This window comes from Wenzhouxiangella limi (assembly GCF_010499265.1).
Lineage (GTDB): Bacteria > Pseudomonadota > Gammaproteobacteria > Xanthomonadales > Wenzhouxiangellaceae > Wenzhouxiangella > Wenzhouxiangella limi.
This window is the reverse complement of sequence record NZ_JAAGSC010000031.1, coordinates 311,705-329,955: the sequence shown is the minus strand read 5'-3', so window position 1 is coordinate 329,955 and position 18,251 is coordinate 311,705. Positions and strand designations below refer to the sequence as shown.

Below are 18,251 nucleotides of genomic sequence, written 5' to 3'. Positions count from 1 at the left end.
GGAATCAGCCGCGGACGTAGCTTTCGAGCTGCTCGATCAGGCGCTTTTGATCCCCGAGAACGGCATTGACGAGATCCCCGATCGAGACCAGGCCGAGGAGCTTGCCGTTTTCGACCACCGGCAGGTGGCGAATGCGTTTTCCGGTCATCAAGGCAAGGCCTTCTTCAGCAGTCGCACGCGGGTCTATAGTGACCACGGGCGCGTTCATGACCTCTTCCACCGTCGTCTCACGCGAGGATTTCCCGGCGAGGATGACTTTGCGGGCATAGTCGCGTTCAGAGAACATCCCTTTCATTTCGCCGTCCTGCATGACCAGCATGGCGCCGACGCGATAGCGCGCCATTTCCCGGACCGCGTCAATAACGAAATCATCCGGCCTGACCGACCAGATTTCGTCTCCTTTCCCTGCCAGAATCTGACGAATGTTATGCACCCTCTGCTCCTTTTGAGTCTGTTTGTTATGAAGTGCAGTATAGCCTCAGGCCCGGGCCGCGAAAAACCGTCCCGCTCGGCCCGAACGAGGACTGACAGTGTTTATACTCAAGTCCTCAGCTGACGTGGTTTCCAGGGAGTCTTCAGAAGAGTGAATCAGCCCACCACCCCGCAGGCCCAGGACTTCATGACGCGCAAGGTGCATACCGTGACGCCCGACATGTCGCTGGCCGAGGCCATCCGGTTTCTCAAGCGCCACAAGGTCTCCAACGCACCCGTGGTCGAAGACGACGCCGAAGGTCACCGCCTCCTGGTCGGATTTCTGTCGGAAGGCGACTGCCTGGAACACCTCTCCAACGAGGTTTTTTTCGGCTCGCCGGCGCCGCGCCAGACGGTAAAAACAATGATGAAGCGACATCCGGTATGCGTGGAGCCGGAGATGGATATCTTTACCCTGGCCTCGATCTTCGTCAACCACCGCTACCGGCACCTGCCGGTCGCCGCCGAGGGACGCCTGCTGGGCATCGTCAGCCGCAGCGACATCCTGCACGCGCTCAACGGCTTCTACCAGGAAGCCTTCAAGGAAAGGAAATCGAAGAAGTTTCCGCCCAACCTGGCCGAAATCATCAACCACCGCTTCATTCTGAAGCGCTGAGGGCGCGCCGATCCCGCTCGGCGGCAACGGCTGGATCGGTGCTGCAACTGCCGGGGGTGCGCCCGCACGGGCATTCGCCTGTTCCGCCAATGCCCCCGCACGAACCCTTGATCGGCTCTCTGCCCATCAGCACGCCGACCATCATGGCCAAAAACAGAACCAGCATTACGACGGCGCTTACGATCACGGTGGTCAGCATCTAGGTCTCTCCGGTGTTCAGCAGTTGCTCGAAGGCCGGCGTCATGCGCTCGCTGAGCGCCTGCTCGTCGGCCACAAGCCAGAATACCGCCAGTCCACGCTCGCTGGCAAACCGCCAGGCCTCGTCGATGGCCATTACGCTGAGCGCGGTCGCCAGGGCATCAGCAGCGGCGGCGGTGTCGGCGGCCACCGTCACCGAGACGGTCGAATGGCTGATCGGGCGGCCGCTGCGCGGGTCGATCAGGTGGGAAAAGTGCTCACCCTCGGCTTCGAAGAAGTTGCGGTAGTTGCCGCTGGTGGCGATGGCCAGATCGCTGACCTCCACGATCGTGACGGCTTCGCGCCGATCGGCGGCCGGTCGCTCGATACCGACCCGCCAGAGCGTCCCGTCGGGCCGGGTGCCGCTGACGCGCAACTCGCCGCCGATATCGACCAGAAAATCCTCGATCCCGACCGAGAGCAGGTGCTCGGCCACCACGTCCACGCCCCAGCCCTTGGCGATACCCGATAGATCGAGGTAGAGCTCACCAGGCTGGGTCAGGCGGGCGCGGTCGGCGTCGTAGACCAGGCGCTGCCAGCCGACACCGGCCTTGACCTGGTCGATGCGCTCGGGCGGCGGGATGGTGCGTTCCGAGTCGCCGGGACCAAAGCCCCAGAGGTTGACCAGCGGACCGGCGGTGGGATCGAAGGCGCCATCGGTCTGCTCGGCCCAGTACAGGGCCTCGCCGAGCACGCGGGCAAATCCGGACGGCAGGTCGAAGGCGGTGCCGGGCTCGGCGCGGTTGAAGCGGCTGATCGCCGAGTCAGGCCGGTAGGTGCTCATCTCGTCGTTGACCTGCTCCAGCACCGCCTCGATCTGAGCCCGAAGTTCGTCGCTGGCGAACCCGTCCGGTACGCTGCCGAGGCGCACCATCCAGTAGGTCCCCATGGTCTGGCCCTCGAGGGTCAGCGCTTCGGGCGGCCGACTGCAGCCGGACAGGCATAGCACCAGCAGCGCCAGCAGCAGCAAACGCGTGCGGCCGGCGGTCTGTCGAGCGCGTTCAGCCACCAAAGTCGTCAAGCAGAATGTTTTCTGGCTCCACGCCCAGGTCGTCGAGCATGCTCAAGACGGCGGAATTCATCATCGGCGGCCCGCACAGATAGTATTCGCAGTCTTCGGGTGCCGGGTGATCGTTGAGGTAATTGTCCAGTGCCACCTGGTGGATGAAGCCGGTGTAGCCTTCCCAGTTATCTTCGGGCAGCGGGTCGGACAGGGCCAGATGCCATTCGAAGTTGGGATGCTCGGCGGCCAGCTGATCGAATTCTTCGACGTAGAAAGCCTCGCGCAGGGAACGCGCACCATACCAGAACGTGATCTTGCGGTCGGTTTTCAGGCGGTTGAGCTGGTCGAAGATATGGGCCCGCAGCGGCGCCATGCCGGCACCACCCCCGATGAACACCATCTCGGCGTCGGTGTCCTTGGCAAAGAACTCCCCGAACGGGCCGAACACGGTCACCTTGTCGCCGGGCTTGAGATTGAACAGGTAGGTCGAGGCAATGCCCGGTGGCGCATCGGCCTGGCGCGGCGGCGGCGTGGCAATACGAATATTGAACTTGAGCACGCCTTTTTCTTCCGGGTAGTTGGCCATGGAATAGGCGCGGACGGTTTCTTCCTCGCGGTTGTTGAGGCTGAGCTTGAAAAGGTCGAACCGGTCCCAGTCCTCGCGGTATTCCTCGAGCACCTGGAAGTCGCCGAAGCGGGCCTCGAAGCTGGGGATGGCAAACTGCATGAAACCGCCGGCGCGGAACTTGACGTCCAGCCCCTCGGGGAGTTTGAGCACCAGTTCCTTGATGAAGGTCGCGACGTTGTCGTTGGAGATGACCTCGCACTCGATCTTCTTGACGCCGAAAAACTCTTCGGGCACCTCGATTTTCATGTCGCGCTTGACCGCGACCTGGCACGACAGGCGCTTGCCGGCGCGAATCTCGCCGCGCGAAAGTTTCTCGCGCTCGGTCGGCAGCGCGTCGCCACCGCCTTCGATGACCTTGCACACGCACTGACCGCAGGTCCCGCCGCCGCCGCAGGCCGACGACAGGAAAATCCCCTGCTCGGCCAGCGTGCCCAGCAGTTTGCCGCCGGCACTGGTGGTCACCGCCTTGTCGGGATCGCCATTGATTTCGATATTGACCTCACCGGTGCTGACCAGGCGCGAGCGCGCGACCAGGATCAGCGCCACCATCACCAGCACGCTGCCCGTGAACATGACCACCCCGGCGATGATTTCGGTCCAGATCACAGCTGTACTCCCGCAAACGACATGAAGCCCAGCGACATCAGGCCGGTGATGATGAACACGATCCCCAGACCGCGCAGGCCTTCGGGCACGTCGCTGTACTTGAGCTTTTCGCGAATCGCGGCCAGCAGCACGATCGCCAGCGCCCAGCCCACCCCGGCGCCGAAGCCGAACACCACCGACTCGCCGAACTGGTAGTTGCGCTCGACCATGAACAGGCTGGCGCCGAGAATGGCGCAGTTGACCGTGATCAGCGGCAGAAAGATGCCCAGCGCGTTGTACAGCGCCGGGACGTAGCGATCGAGAAACATCTCCAGGATCTGGACGATGGCGGCGATCAGGCCGATGTAGCACATCAGGCCCAGAAAGCGCAGGTCGACCTGCTCGAGCGCCGCGATGCCGGTCCAGGCCAGCGAACCCTCGTCGAGAAAATTGTGCAGGATGAAGTTGTTGACCGGCACCGTCAGGGTCAGGACCACGACCACGGCAATGCCCAGCCCGAGCGCGGTTTCGACCTTTTTCGAGATCGCCAGGAAGGTACACATGCCCAGAAAGAAGGCCAGCGCCATGTTCTCGACGAACACCGCGCGCAGGAAAAGGCTGAGGTAATGTTCGAACATCAGGCGCGCTCCTATCGCATCAGAACGCCGGAGAGGTCCGGGTATTGGGCACGATCTCGAAGGGTTCTTTTTCGACCTGCTCGACGCGCACGCTGCGCAAGATCCAGATGAACCCGCCGATCAGGAAGAACGCGCTCGGCGGCAGCAGCATCAGGCCGTTGGGCTGGTACCAGCCGCCCTCGCTGACCAGCGGCAGCACCTGGACGCCGAAGATGCTGCCCGAGCCGAACAACTCGCGCGAAAAGCCCACAATCAGCAGCACCACCGAGTAGCCCAGCGCGTTGCCCAGCCCGTCGATGGCCGAAATCAGCGGCGGATTCTGCATCGCAAAGGCCTCGGCCCTTCCCATGACGATGCAGTTGGTGATGATCAGGCCGACGAACACCGACAGCTCGCGGCTGAGCTGGAAGGCGAAGGCCTGCAGAAACTGATCGACCACGATCACCAGCGTGGTGATGATCGTCATCTGGACGATGATGCGGATATTCGAGGGGATGATGTTTCTGATCAGCGAGACGAAGAAATTCGACAGCGTCAGCACAAACATCACCGCCAGACACATCGTCACCGTCGTGCTCAGCTGGGTCGTGATCGCCAGCGCCGAGCAGATCCCGAGAATCTGCAGGGCGATCGGATTGTTGGCGAACACCGGCCCCAGCAGCACGTCGCGTGTTTTCAGTTGCGCCATGTCTACAACACCTCTCCGGTTTGCATTCGAGTTTCAAGCCGGGCCAGGTAGGGACCATAGCCCTGCTCCCCCAGCCAGAAATGAACCATGTTCTCCACCCCGCGCGAGGTAATCGTCGCGCCCGACAGGCCGTCGATGCGGTGCTCGGCATCGACTACGCCTTCGGGGGTGGCACCACGATCAACCCGGAACCGGACATCGCCGTCGGGGTCGCGGACTTGCTTGCCTACCCAGTCTTGCTGCCAGCGCGGGTTTTCGATTTCGCCGCCCAGCCCCGGGGTCTCGCCGTGCTCGAAAAAGCTGATACCCGAGACGGTTTTCAGATCCGCCTCCAGGGCCAGAAACGCGTACATGGTTGACCAAAGGCCATAGGCGTGGACCGGCAGGATCACGCTTTCAAGGGTACCGTCTTCGGACCGGGCCAGAAAGACCTCGCCATAGTGGGTCCGGCGACCGATTCCGGCCGGGTCGCCGCTCAGCGCGTTCGACTGGGCTGGATCGCGGACCGCTCGGACCGGGTCAAACCCACCCGGCGGATCGACGTATTCACCGCTGTCGAAATCGACCACCCGGCGCTCGACCCGCTGGAAAGCGCGCTCAACGTCCATGTCCTCCATGTACAGGCCGGCGGCCTTGAGCACGTTGAGCTGCCGGAAAGTCTCGCGATTTTCGGCCTGGAAAGGGCGCAGCGTGACCGCCGCGGTCGATACGATGACGGCGCAGACCAGGCAAACGACGGTTGCGATCCGCAGGACGTTGGCTGCGCTGTTCTTATCCCTCACCGGCCACCTCCTGCAATCGTCGTCTGCGTCGGGCAACATTGGCCTTGATGACCACGTAATCGATCAGCGGCGCACACAGGTTGCCGAACAGGATCGCCAGCATGACACCTTCGGGGAATGCCGGGTTGATGACCCGGATCAGCACGACCATGACGCCGATCAGGATACCGAATACCCACTTGCCGGCGTTGGTCATGGATGCCGAGACCGGGTCGGTGGCCATGTAGACCAGGCCAAACGCGAAGCCGCCCAGGGTCAGGTGCCAGTACCAGGGCATCGCGAACATCGGATTGGTTTCGCTGCCGGACCAGTTCAGCAGCGTCGCCATGCCAACCATCCCCAGCAGCATGCTCAGCATGATGCGCCACGAGGCAATCCTGGTGGTAAGCAGGATCAGCGCGCCAATGGCGATCACCAGGGTGGATGTTTCGCCGATCGAGCCCTGGATTCCGCCCAGCGCGGTCTGCATCCAGGTCAGGTCCACCTCGGGTGACAACGACGCATTGGCGGTCAGCCCAGCGCTGTAGTCGAGACCGCCCTGGGCGGCCATGGACAGCGGCGTGGCGCCGGAAAACCCGTCCACCGCCGTCCAGATCGAATCGCCCGTCAGGCTGGCCGGATAGGCGAAAAACAAAAAAGCGCGGCCGGTCAGGGCGGGATTGAGAAAATTCTTCCCCGTGCCGCCGAAGACTTCCTTGCCCAGCACCACGCCGAAGCTGATGCCGAGAAACACCATCCACAGCGGGATGGTCGGTGGCAGGATCAGGGTAAACAGGATCCCGGTAACGAAAAAACCCTCGTTGACCTCGTGGCCGCGCTTCCAGGCAAACAGCCCTTCCCAGATGAATCCGCCGACGTAGGTGACGATGAAGATCGGCACGTAGTAGACCGCCCCGTGCAGCAGGTTCGCGACCCAGCTGGTGTGATCAAAGCCGGCCAGCAGGGCCACCAGGTCGGTCCGCCATCCCGGAATCGGGTCGTAGCCGAACTCGCTGATCTGCAGGTTGGCCTGGTAGCCGACGTTGATCATGCCGAAAAACAGCGCCGGCAGCGCCGCAAACCAGACCGTCATCATCACCCGCTTCAGATCCAGGCCGTCGCGCACGTGGGCGGTCGCCCGCGTGGTGCTCGGCGGGCTGTAGAGCATGGTGTCGAACATCTCGTAGAAGACGTAAAACCGGTGATACTTGCCGCCGCGCTCGAAGTGCGGGGCGACACGCCGGTCCACGAAAGCTCTCAGTCCCACTCAACCCTCCTTCTGAATCTGCTCGAGCACGTCGCGCAGGATCGGCCCGTATTCATACTTGCCCACGCAAACGTAGGCGCACAGCGCAAGGTCTTCCTCTACCAGCTCAAGTGCGCCCAGCGCCTCGGCCATTTCCAGATCGCCGACCACCAGCGAGCGCAGCAGTTGCGTGGGCAGGATATCAAGCGGCATGACCGTCTCGTACTGGCCCAGCGGGACCATCGCCCGCTCGCTGCCGTTGGTGGTGGTGGTCAGATCCAGACGCCGGCCCGGGCGCAGCCTGGACAAGTAGATATTCAGCGCCGAATGGCGCTCCAGGCCCGGCGAAAGGTAGCCGAAAAGGCGACGATCCCGATCTTCGCGCACCACCGTGATCTGGTTCGACCAGCGGCTGAGCCAGGCCAGCGGTCCGCGCGCGTGGTGGCCGTTGAAAACCGAACCCGAAATAATCCGGTTGCTCCCCTCGACCAGTTCATCCCGACACAGGTCTTCGACGCTTGCACCAAGCCGGGTTTCAACCAGCCGCGGGCGCTTGACGCGCGGCCCGGCCAGCGCGATGACTCGCCGCGTGTAGCGCTTGCCGGTCGCAAACAGGTGGCCGAAGGCTATGACGTCCTGGTAATCGATACTCCAGACCACCCGGCCCCGGCCGACCGGGCACAGGTAGTGGATGTGCGTGCCCGGGTTACCGGCCGGATGCGGTCCGGCGAAAACTTCCTCGCGCACGCGCTCGCCGCTGAAGCTGGGCAGGCCGGAGTGCGGTGGCCGACAGACCCAGACCGGGCCATCGGTCAGCGCCTGCAGTACCTTCAGGCCCTTCTCGAAGGCCTGAAGCTCGGACTCGACGATGACCGCCGGGTCAGGCGCGAGCGGGTGGGTATCGATCACCCGAACGAAGATCGCCGCGGGCACAGAATCAATCGCCGGGACCTGGCCGAAAGGCCGGGTCCGCAGCGCCGTCCACTCGCCGGACTCGATCAGCAGGGCCCGCACCGCCTCGGGTGCCAGGCGGGCGGCCGACCCGGGGCGAAAAGCACTGAAATCCTCATCGCCGCCGTCGCCCGGCTCGATGACCACGGACTGCATGAAGCGTTTCTCGCCGCGGTGGATGGCCTGGATACGACCGGCTGCCGGCGCCGTGTAGCGCACGCCCGGGTTTTTCTTGTCCTCGAACAGCAGCTGACCGCGACGCACGCGGTCGCCCTCGGCGACGTGCAGCGTCGGGCGCATGCCCGGGTAATCGCCGCCCAGAACCGCCACGGAGCGGACCGCCGACCCGGGCTCGATCCGCTGTTCCGGCGGCCCGGACAGCGGCAGTTCCAGACCTTTCCGAATCCGGATCATCCTCGTTGTATCCCTCCAGCCTTGATCATTGGCGCCTTTTGTCTCATTTGTCTGTTCGGCAGCCAAAAAGCCGCCATACGCTAGCAACAGAATACCGTTGAAATCAAGGCCTGATGAGTTGGATTTTTCTTTCGGCTTGACCGTGCCTCCGCTTGAGCGATAATGACCAGTTGCTTTCGTTCTCCGGAGGTGTCGTCTGTCTTTCCATGCCCATATACTTCGTCTGGCCGCACTCGCGTCGTTCATCTTTCTAAGCGCCTGCGCGACGGTAACGCCCCGACCGGAAGATACGACAACCAGCGCGCCATTGCCTGCCGTACCGTTCTACCTGCGCGCAAGCCTGGATGAGCCCTTCGATGTGGTTGACCGCGCGCTGCGCCGCGTCGGCAGGGGACCAGAACCGGTCCGGGCCGCGGATGCCGGCGAGCCCCGGGAAACCGATCTGTTCACCCGGCTGGTGGATCGCTTTGAATTTGCCGCATGCCCTCAAGACAGTCGAGCGCTGGAATGGGCGCAGTGGTTCGGGGACCGGCCCGACTACATGGCCCGCGTTCTGGACCGCGCCCATCCCTGGATGCACGACATCACCAGCGAGCTCGAACGCCGCCAGATGCCCGGCGAGCTGGCCCTTTTACCGATCGTGGAAAGCGCATACGATCCGTTTGCCTATTCGCACGGCCAGGCTTCCGGCACGTGGCAGTTCCTGAGCCCGACCGCGCGCGATCACGGCCTGGAGATCAACGACTGGTATGACGGCCGACGCGACGTCTACGCCGCCACCCGGGCGGCCCTGGACTACCTCGCCTACCTCAATGATCTCTTCGAGGGTGACTGGAACCTGGCGCTGGCGGCCTATAACGGCGGCCAGGGCCGCGTGGGACGCGCGATTCGCAGCAATCGCTCACGCAATCGTTCCACCCGGTGGGACGCCCTGCCCCTGCCCCGGGAAACCCTGGCCTACGTACCCAAGCTGCACGGGCTGGCCTGTTTGTTTCGCGAGCCGGAACGCTTCGGCTGGCGCCGGCCGGTCTGGCGCGACGAGTCGCTGATCGCTCGGATCGAACTGCCCGGTCCGACCGATGTCGTGGCCGTCTCTGCGCTGGCCGATCTCGACATCGCCGAACTGGTGGCGCTCAACCCCGGCCTGAACCGGCACCTCACCCCGCCGGACGGTCCGCATCACCTGATCGTGCCGGTCGCAAAGGCCGAAGACGTGATGAACGTGCTCCCGCAGGCCCATAGCCGCCAGCGTGTAGATTTCGAGGAAATCGTCGTCCGCCGCGGCGATACGCTCTCGAGCCTGGCCCTTCGCCACCAGACCAGTCTCTCGGCGCTGCGCGAGGTCAACGGGCTTCGCGACGATCACCTCAGCATCGGCCAGCGTCTCCGGCTGCCGTCCACTCAGGCCACAGTCCAGACCGATTTGCCCTGGTCAGACGGCTATCCGGAACTGGCGCGACTGCAGGAGCGCCTGCTGCCGACCCGGCGTTTCCAGCACCAGGTGCGGCCGGGCGAAAGCCTCTGGATCATCGCGCGCCGCTACTCGGTCAGCGTCGCGGATGTCCAGCGCTGGAACGGGCTGGGATCGGGCAGCCTGATTCAGCCCGGGCAGCGCCTGGTGATTCACATGGAAGGCCCTGCCGGTCGCGGGGCGGCGCCTGAACCCGTGCGCTACACCGTGCGCAGCGGCGATTCGCTGTGGCTGATCTCGCGCCGCCTGGACGTTCGCCTGGCCGACCTGCTGCGCTGGAACGGCCTCGACGAGGACAGCGTACTGCGGCCGGGACAGGTGCTGACCGTGCGCGGAGGTGATCGTGCCTGAGCTGCGGAATCTGCTTTTTATCGCGTTGCTGATCGTCGCCCCGGGACACGCCGAAGTCGATCTTTCGGGCAATCTGACCCAGGGCGGCCTCCTGATCGGCTCAGCGCCGCCGGGCAGCAGGGTCATGCTGGACGACCAGCCCATTATGGTGACCGACGATGGCCGCTTTCTGGTGGGTTTCGGCCGGGACGCAGAGGACGCGCAGCGCCTGGTCGTGCGCCTGCCCGACGACCGCAGCTGGGAGAAAGCGCTGATCCCCGAGCCACGCGAGTTCGACATCCAGCGCATTGACGGGCTGCCCCCTGAAAAGGTCACACCGCGCCCGGAAGTCCTGGCGCGAATTCGCGATGAAGCGGCGCTGGCGCGCGAGGCCCGCACGCGCCGCGATGAACGCGTCGACTGGGAGGCCGGCTTTGTCCGACCGCTGGCGGGTCGTGTCACCGGCGTGTACGGCTCGCAGCGCATCCTCAATGGCGAGCCCCGGGCTCCGCACTGGGGCCTCGACATTGCCGCGCCGACCGGCACGCCGGTGCAGGCACCAGCCGGCGGTATCGTCAGCCTGGTGCACTCGGACATGTATTTCTCCGGCGGCACTCTGTTCATCGATCACGGTCACGGTCTGGTCTCCGCTTTTCTTCACTTGAGCGAAATCCTGGTCGAGTCCGGACAGCGGGTGGAACAGGGCGATGTGATCGCCCGGGTTGGCGCCAGCGGACGCGCCACCGGTCCGCACCTGGACTGGCGCATCAGCCTGGGCGATGTCCGTATTGATCCCGAGTTGCTGCTTGCCGGCGACGAAGAATGAGCCCAAAAGCCATCGTGCTGGTCACGGGCGCGCTGATCCTGAGCGCCTGCGCAACAATCCCCTCCAGAAATGACGAGGCGACAGCCGGGTCGGAAACGGGCGCGATCGGAAAGCTGGAAGCACTCGCCGCGCGGATGCCCGGGCGCTACGGCGCAGCGCGCCGACTGGACGAGGAAAGCCCAGGCGTGCAAATGACCCTCAGCGCGCGCTTCGGGGAAAATTCAGATCTGCTGCTGGAACTGCGCGAAGAGCGCGAGTCCCGCCAGCGCGGCTTTATCCTGGCACTGGAGCGGGTCGGCCCCTCGCCTTTCATCCCCGGGAGATTCATTCCCCTTCAGTCCGATGGCACAGCTTCTGCCCGGGGCTGCCGGATGCGCTTCCGTCTGCGGGGGGATGTCATTTCCGGCGAAACCGACCCGGCGCAATGTCGCTTTGGTACCGGAGAGCAGGCCGTCGGGCTGCTCAAGGAAATCGCGCTGGATGGCAGCCAGATCGTGATCGCGGATCAGTTATCCACCCCGGGCGGCGACGCCGACGCAGAGCCCGATATCCTGAGGCTTCATCGCCTGGGTGAGTTCCGGGGTCAGGTTCGGGTTCGCGATCGGGACGGGTCCGGCTGGCGGACTGCGGAGCGAATGGCGGTCGATGTCGGTGGACGCCGGTTCGAACCCGTGGATGCGGCCGGCATGAGCCTGGGCATCCTGGTCGGGTTGGACCTGATCGCCGGACAGCAGCCGGGGGAACCGCTGCTCTACCTCCAGGTGACCGAAGCGCGAACCGGCCAGGTTCTCGGACAGTCCTGGGGCGAACCCCAGGCTGCACGAATCGGCCTGGCGCTGGAGCGGGTTCAGGTCGACCTGGAAAGACGCCCGCCCCGGCGCTGAGGGCAGAAGATCAGACCTTCCAACCGGTCGGATGGCCGTCGATCGGCTGATAGCCCTCTTCAAGCCCCTTGGTCACGATGGCGACCGCGTTGTGGGGATGCAGACTCTCGAAGTGGCTGATCCGGGCCCAGAAATCACCGACCCGCTCCTGTTCGCTCAAGGCTGTCTGAACCCGCCGCGCGGCGTCTTCGCAAAACATCAGGTTCTGTCCGTTCAGAAGGGCGAACGCCTGTTCGTCTTCGCGCTTGACGGCGGCCTGGACCGGGGTTTTGAGCGCATCCTCGATCACGTCGATCATTTCCACGAAGGGGAAGGCCTCGAAGGTCGGCGCCAACTGCAGACGGATATCGGCCGCCGAACGCTGCGAGTGCGGTGTGGCCAGAATGCCCTGCTCACTGCCCAGCCATTCGTGGACCGTGCCTGCATCCAGCATATTGGCATCGCCAAAGTCCTTGCGGAACTGCTCCTGGATGAGCTGGCGCGCGAGAGCCGCGGAGCACGGACAGGTGCTGGAGTAGATCACCTGGAAAGCCATCTCCATCGCAAAATCGCGACCGTTGAGGCTGGCAATAAGGCTGATCGGGTACTGCTTCCAGCCGCTGTTGTCGCTGACCAGCGCTTTTCGCCGAATCAGGTACTCGAAATCCAGACGCACCATCGCCTGGGTGCTGAGATCTTCGTGCGACTCGAGAAAGTCGCGCAGCAAATGTCTCAAAGCCGCCGGCGTGATCGAGTGCTCCGCCAAAGCCCGGTCCAGGTGCAGGTATAGTCGGGACATGTGGATCCCGCGCTTTTCCGGTTCGGCCAGGTTCACGAAGGCGCTGATGCGAGCGTTGGTCTGGACTTGCCGTCCGTCGGGACCATCGAGCAGGATCGGCAGTTCGATCTCGTTCATCCCGACCCAGTCAAGTTTGCCGGCCACCTGAACCTCGGCGTGACTGGCGATATCGGGCATGCGGGCTAGCTTGGTTTTTTCGGTCATGATCCAGTGGTCTCCAGTTCCAGTGGCCGCGACGCGGCATTGCTTTTCGATGCGCGATTACACGCCAGTGACAATAAAGGAACTGTGAGCGGGAAAGAAACGGCGAGTGAAAGAAAAATGGTCGGAGCGGAGAGATTCGAACTCTCGACCCCCACAACCCCATTGTGGTGCGCTACCAGGCTGCGCTACGCTCCGACCGACAAACTTGCGCGCTTATTTTAACCGCAAACTGCGCGGTTCGCTTCAGCGCCGAAGAACCTGCAGTACGTCCTCGAGTTCCATGCGCATCTGACGCACGAGTTGCTGGCTGCGCGTCACGTCGTCCTGCGCATCATCGCCTTCCAGCTGCTGCCGGGCCCCGAGAATCGTAAACCCCTGTTCATGCAGCAGGCTGCGAATCTGGCGAATCATGAGCACATCGTGGCGCTGATAATAACGCCGGTTGCCGCGCCGCTTGACCGGTTTGAGCTGAGGAAACTCCTGCTCCCAGTAGCGCAGAACGTGCGGCTTGACCAGGCAAAGGTCGCTGACCTCACCGATGGTGAAGTAGCGTTTGGCCGGGATCGGCGGTAGCTCCTGATTACTTCCGGGATCCAGCATAGCCTTCCACTCTTGCTCGCAGTTTCTGACCCGGACGGAATGTCACCACCCGCCGGGCGGAAATGGGAATTTCTTCTCCCGTCTTGGGGTTTCGACCCGGGCGCTGGCCCTTGTCACGAAGCTGGAAATTGCCGAAGCCGGACAACTTGACGTGATCGCCTGTCTCCAGCGCCGTTCTGATCGATTCAAACCAGGCATCCACAAATTCTTTCGCTTCCCGCTTGTTCAGCCCGACTTCGTCGAACAAGGTGGCTGCCAGGTCGGCCTTGGTCAACGCCATACGCTTATCCTCTCAGTTTCGCCCCAAAGCTCTGGCCCAGACCGTCAACGACACGACCCACAACCCGATCCACTTCTTCATCCGTTAGGGTGCGCGAAACATCGCGAAGAATCAACCCTATAGCCAGACTTTTATGCCCACTTTCGATACCTTCTCCGCGATATTCATCAAAAATGACGCATTTTTCGACAATTTTGCCGCCCGTTCGTCGGATTTCCGCCATCAGGTCAGAAGCCGGCGTCTGCTCCGGCACCACAACGGCGATATCCCGACGCAAGGAGGGATAGCGTGACCCGCGACGGTGGCTGGGCAGAACCGACGCACGAATTCGATCAGCGTCCAGTTCGGCGACGAACGCCGTACCGGCCCAGTCCAGCGCCCGTGCCAGCGCCGGATGCACCTGCCCCAGGGATCCGATCGGCTGATCATCGAGATACAGTTCGGCAGCCTGGCCGGGGTGCAGCCAGGCTTGCTCGGAGCGCTCGAAACGAAGTTCCCCTTGAATCCGGTTGAGCGCCAGCAATTGTTCGACCTCGCCCTTGAGATCGAAAAAATCGATCGGGCGGCCGGCACCAAGCGCGTGCTCGTTGCTGAGTCGGCCGGTCATGAACAAAGCCAGGCGGTTCGGCTCATGAAAGCCGTCGCAGTCATTGACAAAACAGGTTCCTAGCTCGAAGAGACGAAAGTCGTCCTGCTGGCGACGGAAGTTGGCGCCCGCCGTCTTGAGCAAGCCGGGCAGCAGGCTGGTGCGCAGAACCGCCATATCGCGGTTGAGCGGATTCGCCAGTCGTTGCGCGCCTTCAGCCATTCCGAGCCGCGCCAGATCCTCCTCGCCTATGAAGCTCCAAGTGATGATCTCCTGGAAGCCCCGGGCGGCCAGCTGCCGGCGCAGGGTACGGAGCGGCACCTCCGCCTCGGCGCTCGGTGCCAGCCTCAGGCGCCCGCCCGGCGACCGGCTCGGCAACTGATCGTAGCCCTGCAGCCTGGCGACTTCCTCGATCAGGTCGACCTCGATCTCGATATCCCGCCGGGCCGACGGCGGAATGACTCGGAACGCGCTGCCTGCGGGTTGCACCGACATGCCCAGACGAACCAGCGTAGAACCGATTTCGGTATCCGACAGATCCGTGCCGAGCAAGCGATTGACGCGCTCCGGTCGCACTTTCACCTCGCGCGGGCCCGGCAGATGCGCCCGATCGAAAGCTTCCAGCACGGGACCGGGACGGCCGCCGGCAATGGCCATGACGAGCTCAGTGGCCCGCTCAATGGCCTGACGCTGAAGTTCGGGGTCGACGCCGCGCTCGAAGCGATGCGCCGACTCCGTGGCCAGGCCCAGGCGGCGGCCGCGACCCACGATGGTCGCCGGGTTGAACCAGGCCGATTCCAGCAGGATATCGGTCGTGGCGTCGCTGACGGCCGAGTCCAGCCCGCCGATGATGCCACCAATGGCCAGCGGGCCTTCGCGGTCGCAGATCAGCAGCATATCGGGATCCAGCTCAACCTCGCGCTCGTCGAGTAGAACCATGCGCTCACCAGCCTGAGCTCGTCGAACCCGGATGCCACCCGACAGCTTGTCAAAATCGAAGGCGTGCATGGGCTGCCCGAGTTCCAGCAACACATAATTGGTGACATCGACAATCGGGCCGAGGCTGCGAATCCCGCAGCGGCGCAGGGTTTCGACCATCCACAGCGGGGTTTGCGCGCCCACGTCCACCCCGCGGACAATCCGGCCCAGGTAGCAGGGGCAATCGGCGGGCGACTGCAGCTCGATGTCAAGCGCGAAATCGTCGACCGCTGGCACCGGGGCAAACGTGGGGCCGGTCACCGGCACGCCGGTCAATGCCGACAACTCCCGCGCCAGTCCCCGTGCCGACAGGCAGTCGGACCGGTTCGGTGTCAGATCGATGTCCAGGACGTGATCGTCCAGCCCCAGGTAGGCCGTGAGGCTTTTCCCCACCGGCGCGTCGTCGGGGAGTTCCATCAGGCCGGCCGCGTCATCGCCCAGACCCAGCTCCGGTTCCGAACACAGCATGCCCTCCGAGGCAACGCCGCGCAGGCGGGCCGGTTTGATCTTCAGCCCGCCCGGCAACACGGAACCGACCGTGGCCAGCGGCGCCTTCAGCCCCACCCTCGCATTCGGCGCGCCGCAGACGATGGTGCGCTCCTGATCATCGCCGACCACGCGGCAGACGCGCAGACGATCGGCGTCCGGGTGCGGTTGAACATCGACGATTGAACCGACCACCACACCGTTCAGCGCCGGGGCCACCGGGCTGCAATCGTCGACTTCCAGGCCGGCCAGGGTGAAACGCTCGGCAACACCGGCTGCGTCCAGGTCGGTGTCGACCCAGGATTTGAGCCACTGGTAATTGATCTTCACGCAAGGCCCCTTTAACGAAACTGGCGCAGGAAGTTGAGGTCGTTCTCGAAGAACAGCCTCAGGTCATCGACCCGATAACGCAGCATCGCGAACCGTTCCACGCCCAGCCCGAAGGCGTAGCCGGTATAGCGTTCCGAATCGATACCGCAGTTTTCCAGCACGTTGGGGTGCACCATGCCGCAGCCGAGTACTTCGAGCCAACGCCCGGGCGAGCCGTCCGCCTCGGTCCAGCGCACGTCGACTTCGGCCGAAGGTTCGGTGAACGGGAAATAGGACGGGCGCAGGCGCACTTCCAGTTCATCTTCAAAAAAAGTATTGACGAAATCCGACAGCAGCCCCTTCAGGTCGGCGAAAGTGACGTCGGTATCGACCAGCAGGCCCTCGACCTGGTGAAACTGCGGGGTATGGGTCTGGTCGGAATCAGCCCGAAAAACGCGCCCGGGCGCAACAATCCGCACCGGCGGCTGGGTTTCCTTCATCACGCGAATCTGGACCGGCGAAGTATGGGTCCGCAGCAGCCGTCCGTCGGGCAGATAGAAGGTGTCGTGCATCGCCCTGGCAGGATGATGCTCGGGAAAGTTCAGCGCTTCGAAATTGTAGTAATCGTCTTCGACTTCGGGTCCCGTGGCGACGCTGAAGCCAAGCTCACCAAAGATGTCCAGGATCCGATCCAGCGCCCGGCTGACCGGATGCTGACCACCGGCTTCGTGCGATCGACCCGGCAGCGTGACATCCACCTGCTCGGCCGCGAGCCGGGCATGCAGCTGCTCATCGGCCAGGGTGTGCTGACGTTCCGCAATCGCCGTTTCCAGCGCCTGCTTGCAGCGGTTGACGGCCTGACCGGCTTCGCGACGCTGGTCCGGGGGAAGCTGGCCGAGCTGCTTGAGCAACCCGGTCAATGCCCCTTTCTTGCCCAGATAGCGCACCCGGACCTCGTCCAGGGCGCGCGCGTCTCCGGCTTCGGCAACCAACTCCTGAGCCTGCGCCAGCAGGTCTTCGGGAGAAAGGCTGCTCATGGCGTCAGGCCAGACTGGCCTGAGCCTTTTCCGCCAGGGCCTTGAAGGCCGCCTTGTCGTGTACGGCCAGATCGGCGAGCACCTTGCGGTCGATCTCGATCTCGGCGCGTTTCAGGCCGTTGATGAAGCGGCTGTAGGACATGCCGTGCTCGCGCGCAGCGGCGTTGATTCGGGTAATCCACAAGCTGCGGAAATCGCGTTTGCGCTGGCGACGGTCGCGGTAAGCGTATTGACCCGCCTTGATGACCGCTTGCTTGGCGACCCGGTAGACCTTGCGACGGGCGCCGTAGTAGCCCTTCGCGCGATTGAGAACCTTGCGATGGCGGCGACGGGCCACCACTCCACGTTTGACTCTGGCCATGTGATTTCTCCTCGGACCTTACAGCTTGGGCAACATCTGGCGGACGGCTTTCTCGTCGGACTTCGATATCAACGTCGTGGACCGCAGGCGCCGCTTGCGCTTGGTGTCCTTCTTGGTGAGGATATGGCTGTGGAAGGCGCGCTTGCGCTTGATGCGCCCGCTGCCCGTAGCCCGGAAGCGCTTGGCAGCACCCCGGTTGCTCTTCATCTTCGGCATTTGTGATCTCCTGTTGCGGCTCCCGCAAAAAGGGAGCGGTTTTTTAATACCTTCCTGCAGCGTCTGTCGCGATGCCGACGCGACGGAACTTGATTCGAGCTGCAGTCCGGCGAGTTATACGCCCGCTACGGGCTAGTGTTTCTTCGGCGCCAGCATCATGACCATCTGGCGCCCTTCCATGCGCGGGAACTGCTCGACCGTGGTCTCCTCGGACATTTCATGCTCGACACGCTTGAGCAGATCACGCCCCAGTTCCTGATGGGCCATTTCTCGGCCCCGAAAACGCAAAGTGACTTTAACTTTGTTGCCTTCTTCTATGAATTTCTTCAAGTTTCGCATCTTGACGTCATAGTCATGATCGTCTGTGCCCGGGCGAAACTTGATCTCCTTGACCTGAATCTGCTTCTGCTTCTTGCGTGCAGCCTGCGCCTTCTTGGAGGTCTCGAATTTGTACTTGCCCCAGTCCATGATGCGACAGACCGGAGGGTCGGCCTGCGGCGCGATTTCCACCAGGTCGAGGCCAAATTCTTCGGCTCTGGCCAGCGCGTCGCGGCTGCTCATCACGCCGATCTGATCTCCCTCTGGACCCACCACGCGCACTTTCGGAGACGTGATGTCCTCGTTGCGCCGAGTCTGTTTTTCGCTTGCGATGTGTGCTGCTCCTTGG

At 63.5% G+C, this 18,251-nt stretch carries 21 protein-coding genes and 1 tRNA gene; 4 read left to right on the top strand and 18 right to left on the bottom strand.

Annotation, left to right across the window (positions count from 1 at the left end; translation table 11 throughout):
• Positions 1 to 4 precede the first annotated feature (4 nt).
• Positions 5 to 433 carry a CBS domain-containing protein gene (locus G3I74_RS03170; RefSeq protein WP_164210114.1) on the bottom strand — a complete coding sequence of 143 codons (429 nt, stop codon included), beginning with the start codon at positions 431 to 433 and terminating at the stop codon, positions 5 to 7.
• Between the two features lie 150 nt (positions 434 to 583).
• Between G3I74_RS03170 and G3I74_RS03165 the strand changes: the two genes are divergently transcribed.
• Positions 584 to 1,087: a CBS domain-containing protein gene (locus tag G3I74_RS03165; RefSeq protein ID WP_203594480.1), complete on the top strand. Its 504-nt coding sequence runs from the start codon at positions 584 to 586 to the stop codon at positions 1,085 to 1,087.
• Here the strand turns inward: G3I74_RS03165 and nqrM are convergent.
• From nqrM to G3I74_RS03125, 8 genes are read right to left on the bottom strand one after another with little or no spacing between them, the layout of a single operon-like run.
• Entirely contained in the window at positions 1,071 to 1,286 is a 216-nt protein-coding gene (gene nqrM / locus G3I74_RS03160) for a (Na+)-NQR maturation NqrM (protein WP_203594479.1), read from the bottom strand. The genes G3I74_RS03165 and nqrM overlap by 17 nt on opposite strands.
• Entirely contained in the window at positions 1,287 to 2,345 is a 1,059-nt protein-coding gene (locus tag G3I74_RS03155; protein ID WP_203594478.1) for an FAD:protein FMN transferase, read from the bottom strand.
• A complete protein-coding gene (gene nqrF / locus G3I74_RS03150; RefSeq protein WP_338063048.1) occupies positions 2,326 to 3,561 on the bottom strand; it encodes an NADH:ubiquinone reductase (Na(+)-transporting) subunit F in 1,236 nt (411 codons plus the stop codon). Before nqrF ends, G3I74_RS03155 begins: the two co-directional genes overlap by 20 nt.
• On the bottom strand, positions 3,558 to 4,178 hold the full coding sequence (gene nqrE / locus G3I74_RS03145; protein WP_164210113.1) for an NADH:ubiquinone reductase (Na(+)-transporting) subunit E: 621 nt from the start codon (positions 4,176 to 4,178) through the stop codon (positions 3,558 to 3,560). Before nqrE ends, nqrF begins: the two co-directional genes overlap by 4 nt.
• Before the next feature lie 19 nt (positions 4,179 to 4,197).
• The gene (locus G3I74_RS03140) at positions 4,198 to 4,866 is read right to left on the bottom strand and encodes an NADH:ubiquinone reductase (Na(+)-transporting) subunit D (RefSeq protein ID WP_164210112.1); all 669 of its coding nucleotides are present in this window, start codon (positions 4,864 to 4,866) and stop codon (positions 4,198 to 4,200) included.
• 2 nt (positions 4,867 to 4,868) lie between these two features.
• Positions 4,869 to 5,648, bottom strand: a complete 780-nt coding sequence (locus G3I74_RS03135) for a Na(+)-translocating NADH-quinone reductase subunit C (protein ID WP_203594477.1) — start codon at positions 5,646 to 5,648, stop codon at positions 4,869 to 4,871.
• The gene (locus tag G3I74_RS03130; RefSeq protein ID WP_164210110.1) at positions 5,638 to 6,894 is read right to left on the bottom strand and encodes an NADH:ubiquinone reductase (Na(+)-transporting) subunit B; all 1,257 of its coding nucleotides are present in this window, start codon (positions 6,892 to 6,894) and stop codon (positions 5,638 to 5,640) included. Before G3I74_RS03130 ends, G3I74_RS03135 begins: the two co-directional genes overlap by 11 nt.
• Positions 6,895 to 8,238 carry a Na(+)-translocating NADH-quinone reductase subunit A gene (locus G3I74_RS03125; RefSeq protein WP_164210109.1) on the bottom strand — a complete coding sequence of 448 codons (1,344 nt, stop codon included), beginning with the start codon at positions 8,236 to 8,238 and terminating at the stop codon, positions 6,895 to 6,897. It lies immediately after the preceding gene.
• A 307-nt stretch (positions 8,239 to 8,545) separates the two neighbouring features.
• On the opposite strand from G3I74_RS03125, the gene G3I74_RS03120 reads away from it, so the two are divergent.
• The 3 genes from G3I74_RS03120 to G3I74_RS03110 are packed head-to-tail and all read left to right on the top strand — an operon-like array spanning position 8,546 to position 11,749.
• Entirely contained in the window at positions 8,546 to 10,060 is a 1,515-nt protein-coding gene (locus G3I74_RS03120) for a LysM peptidoglycan-binding domain-containing protein (RefSeq protein WP_164210108.1), read from the top strand.
• Complete coding sequence (locus G3I74_RS03115; protein ID WP_338063047.1) at positions 10,053 to 10,865, top strand: M23 family metallopeptidase; 813 nt, start codon at positions 10,053 to 10,055, stop codon at positions 10,863 to 10,865. The genes G3I74_RS03120 and G3I74_RS03115 overlap by 8 nt, the downstream gene beginning before the upstream one ends.
• Positions 10,862 to 11,749, top strand: a complete 888-nt coding sequence (locus tag G3I74_RS03110) for a hypothetical protein (RefSeq protein ID WP_164210107.1) — start codon at positions 10,862 to 10,864, stop codon at positions 11,747 to 11,749. Before G3I74_RS03115 ends, G3I74_RS03110 begins: the two co-directional genes overlap by 4 nt.
• Before the next feature lie 10 nt (positions 11,750 to 11,759).
• Here G3I74_RS03110 and folE2 read toward each other — a convergent pair whose 3' ends face one another.
• From folE2 to infC, 9 genes are all read right to left on the bottom strand, one after another.
• Positions 11,760 to 12,704: a GTP cyclohydrolase FolE2 gene (folE2, locus tag G3I74_RS03105; protein ID WP_164210279.1), complete on the bottom strand. Its 945-nt coding sequence runs from the start codon at positions 12,702 to 12,704 to the stop codon at positions 11,760 to 11,762.
• A gap of 145 nt (positions 12,705 to 12,849) precedes the next feature.
• A tRNA-Pro gene (locus G3I74_RS03100) sits at positions 12,850 to 12,926 on the bottom strand.
• A gap of 48 nt (positions 12,927 to 12,974) precedes the next feature.
• Complete coding sequence (locus G3I74_RS03095) at positions 12,975 to 13,331, bottom strand: MerR family transcriptional regulator (RefSeq protein WP_164210106.1); 357 nt, start codon at positions 13,329 to 13,331, stop codon at positions 12,975 to 12,977.
• Positions 13,312 to 13,611, bottom strand: coding sequence for an integration host factor subunit alpha (locus G3I74_RS03090; RefSeq protein WP_164210105.1), 300 nt, complete (start codon positions 13,609 to 13,611; stop codon positions 13,312 to 13,314). Before G3I74_RS03090 ends, G3I74_RS03095 begins: the two co-directional genes overlap by 20 nt.
• Before the next feature lie 4 nt (positions 13,612 to 13,615).
• Positions 13,616 to 15,991, bottom strand: coding sequence for a phenylalanine--tRNA ligase subunit beta (pheT, locus tag G3I74_RS03085; protein ID WP_164210104.1), 2,376 nt, complete (start codon positions 15,989 to 15,991; stop codon positions 13,616 to 13,618).
• A gap of 11 nt (positions 15,992 to 16,002) precedes the next feature.
• Complete coding sequence (pheS, locus tag G3I74_RS03080; protein WP_164210103.1) at positions 16,003 to 17,007, bottom strand: phenylalanine--tRNA ligase subunit alpha; 1,005 nt, start codon at positions 17,005 to 17,007, stop codon at positions 16,003 to 16,005.
• Positions 17,008 to 17,011: 4 nt separating this feature from the next.
• A complete protein-coding gene (gene rplT / locus G3I74_RS03075; RefSeq protein ID WP_164210102.1) occupies positions 17,012 to 17,368 on the bottom strand; it encodes a 50S ribosomal protein L20 in 357 nt (118 codons plus the stop codon).
• 18 nt (positions 17,369 to 17,386) lie between these two features.
• Positions 17,387 to 17,584: a 50S ribosomal protein L35 gene (rpmI, locus tag G3I74_RS03070; RefSeq protein ID WP_164210101.1), complete on the bottom strand. Its 198-nt coding sequence runs from the start codon at positions 17,582 to 17,584 to the stop codon at positions 17,387 to 17,389.
• A gap of 132 nt (positions 17,585 to 17,716) precedes the next feature.
• Positions 17,717 to 18,235, bottom strand: coding sequence for a translation initiation factor IF-3 (gene infC, locus G3I74_RS03065; RefSeq protein ID WP_164210278.1), 519 nt, complete (start codon positions 18,233 to 18,235; stop codon positions 17,717 to 17,719).
• Positions 18,236 to 18,251 lie beyond the last annotated feature (16 nt).

Coding starts and splice junctions, on each gene's coding strand:
- nqrE (WP_164210113.1), bottom strand. CDS start 4,178: ATGTTCGAACATTACCTCAGCCTTTTCCTGCGCGCGGTGTTCGTCGAG.
- pheS (WP_164210103.1), bottom strand. CDS start 17,007: ATGAGCAGCCTTTCTCCCGAAGACCTGCTGGCGCAGGCTCAGGAGTTG.
- G3I74_RS03125 (WP_164210109.1), bottom strand. CDS start 8,238: ATGATCCGGATTCGGAAAGGTCTGGAACTGCCGCTGTCCGGGCCGCCG.
- G3I74_RS03090 (WP_164210105.1), bottom strand. CDS start 13,611: ATGGCGTTGACCAAGGCCGACCTGGCAGCCACCTTGTTCGACGAAGTC.
- G3I74_RS03140 (WP_164210112.1), bottom strand. CDS start 4,866: ATGGCGCAACTGAAAACACGCGACGTGCTGCTGGGGCCGGTGTTCGCC.
- rpmI (WP_164210101.1), bottom strand. CDS start 17,584: ATGCCGAAGATGAAGAGCAACCGGGGTGCTGCCAAGCGCTTCCGGGCT.
- G3I74_RS03095 (WP_164210106.1), bottom strand. CDS start 13,331: ATGCTGGATCCCGGAAGTAATCAGGAGCTACCGCCGATCCCGGCCAAA.
- rplT (WP_164210102.1), bottom strand. CDS start 17,368: ATGGCCAGAGTCAAACGTGGAGTGGTGGCCCGTCGCCGCCATCGCAAG.
- nqrM (WP_203594479.1), bottom strand. CDS start 1,286: ATGCTGACCACCGTGATCGTAAGCGCCGTCGTAATGCTGGTTCTGTTT.
- G3I74_RS03110 (WP_164210107.1), top strand. CDS start 10,862: ATGAGCCCAAAAGCCATCGTGCTGGTCACGGGCGCGCTGATCCTGAGC.
- folE2 (WP_164210279.1), bottom strand. CDS start 12,704: ATGCCCGATATCGCCAGTCACGCCGAGGTTCAGGTGGCCGGCAAACTT.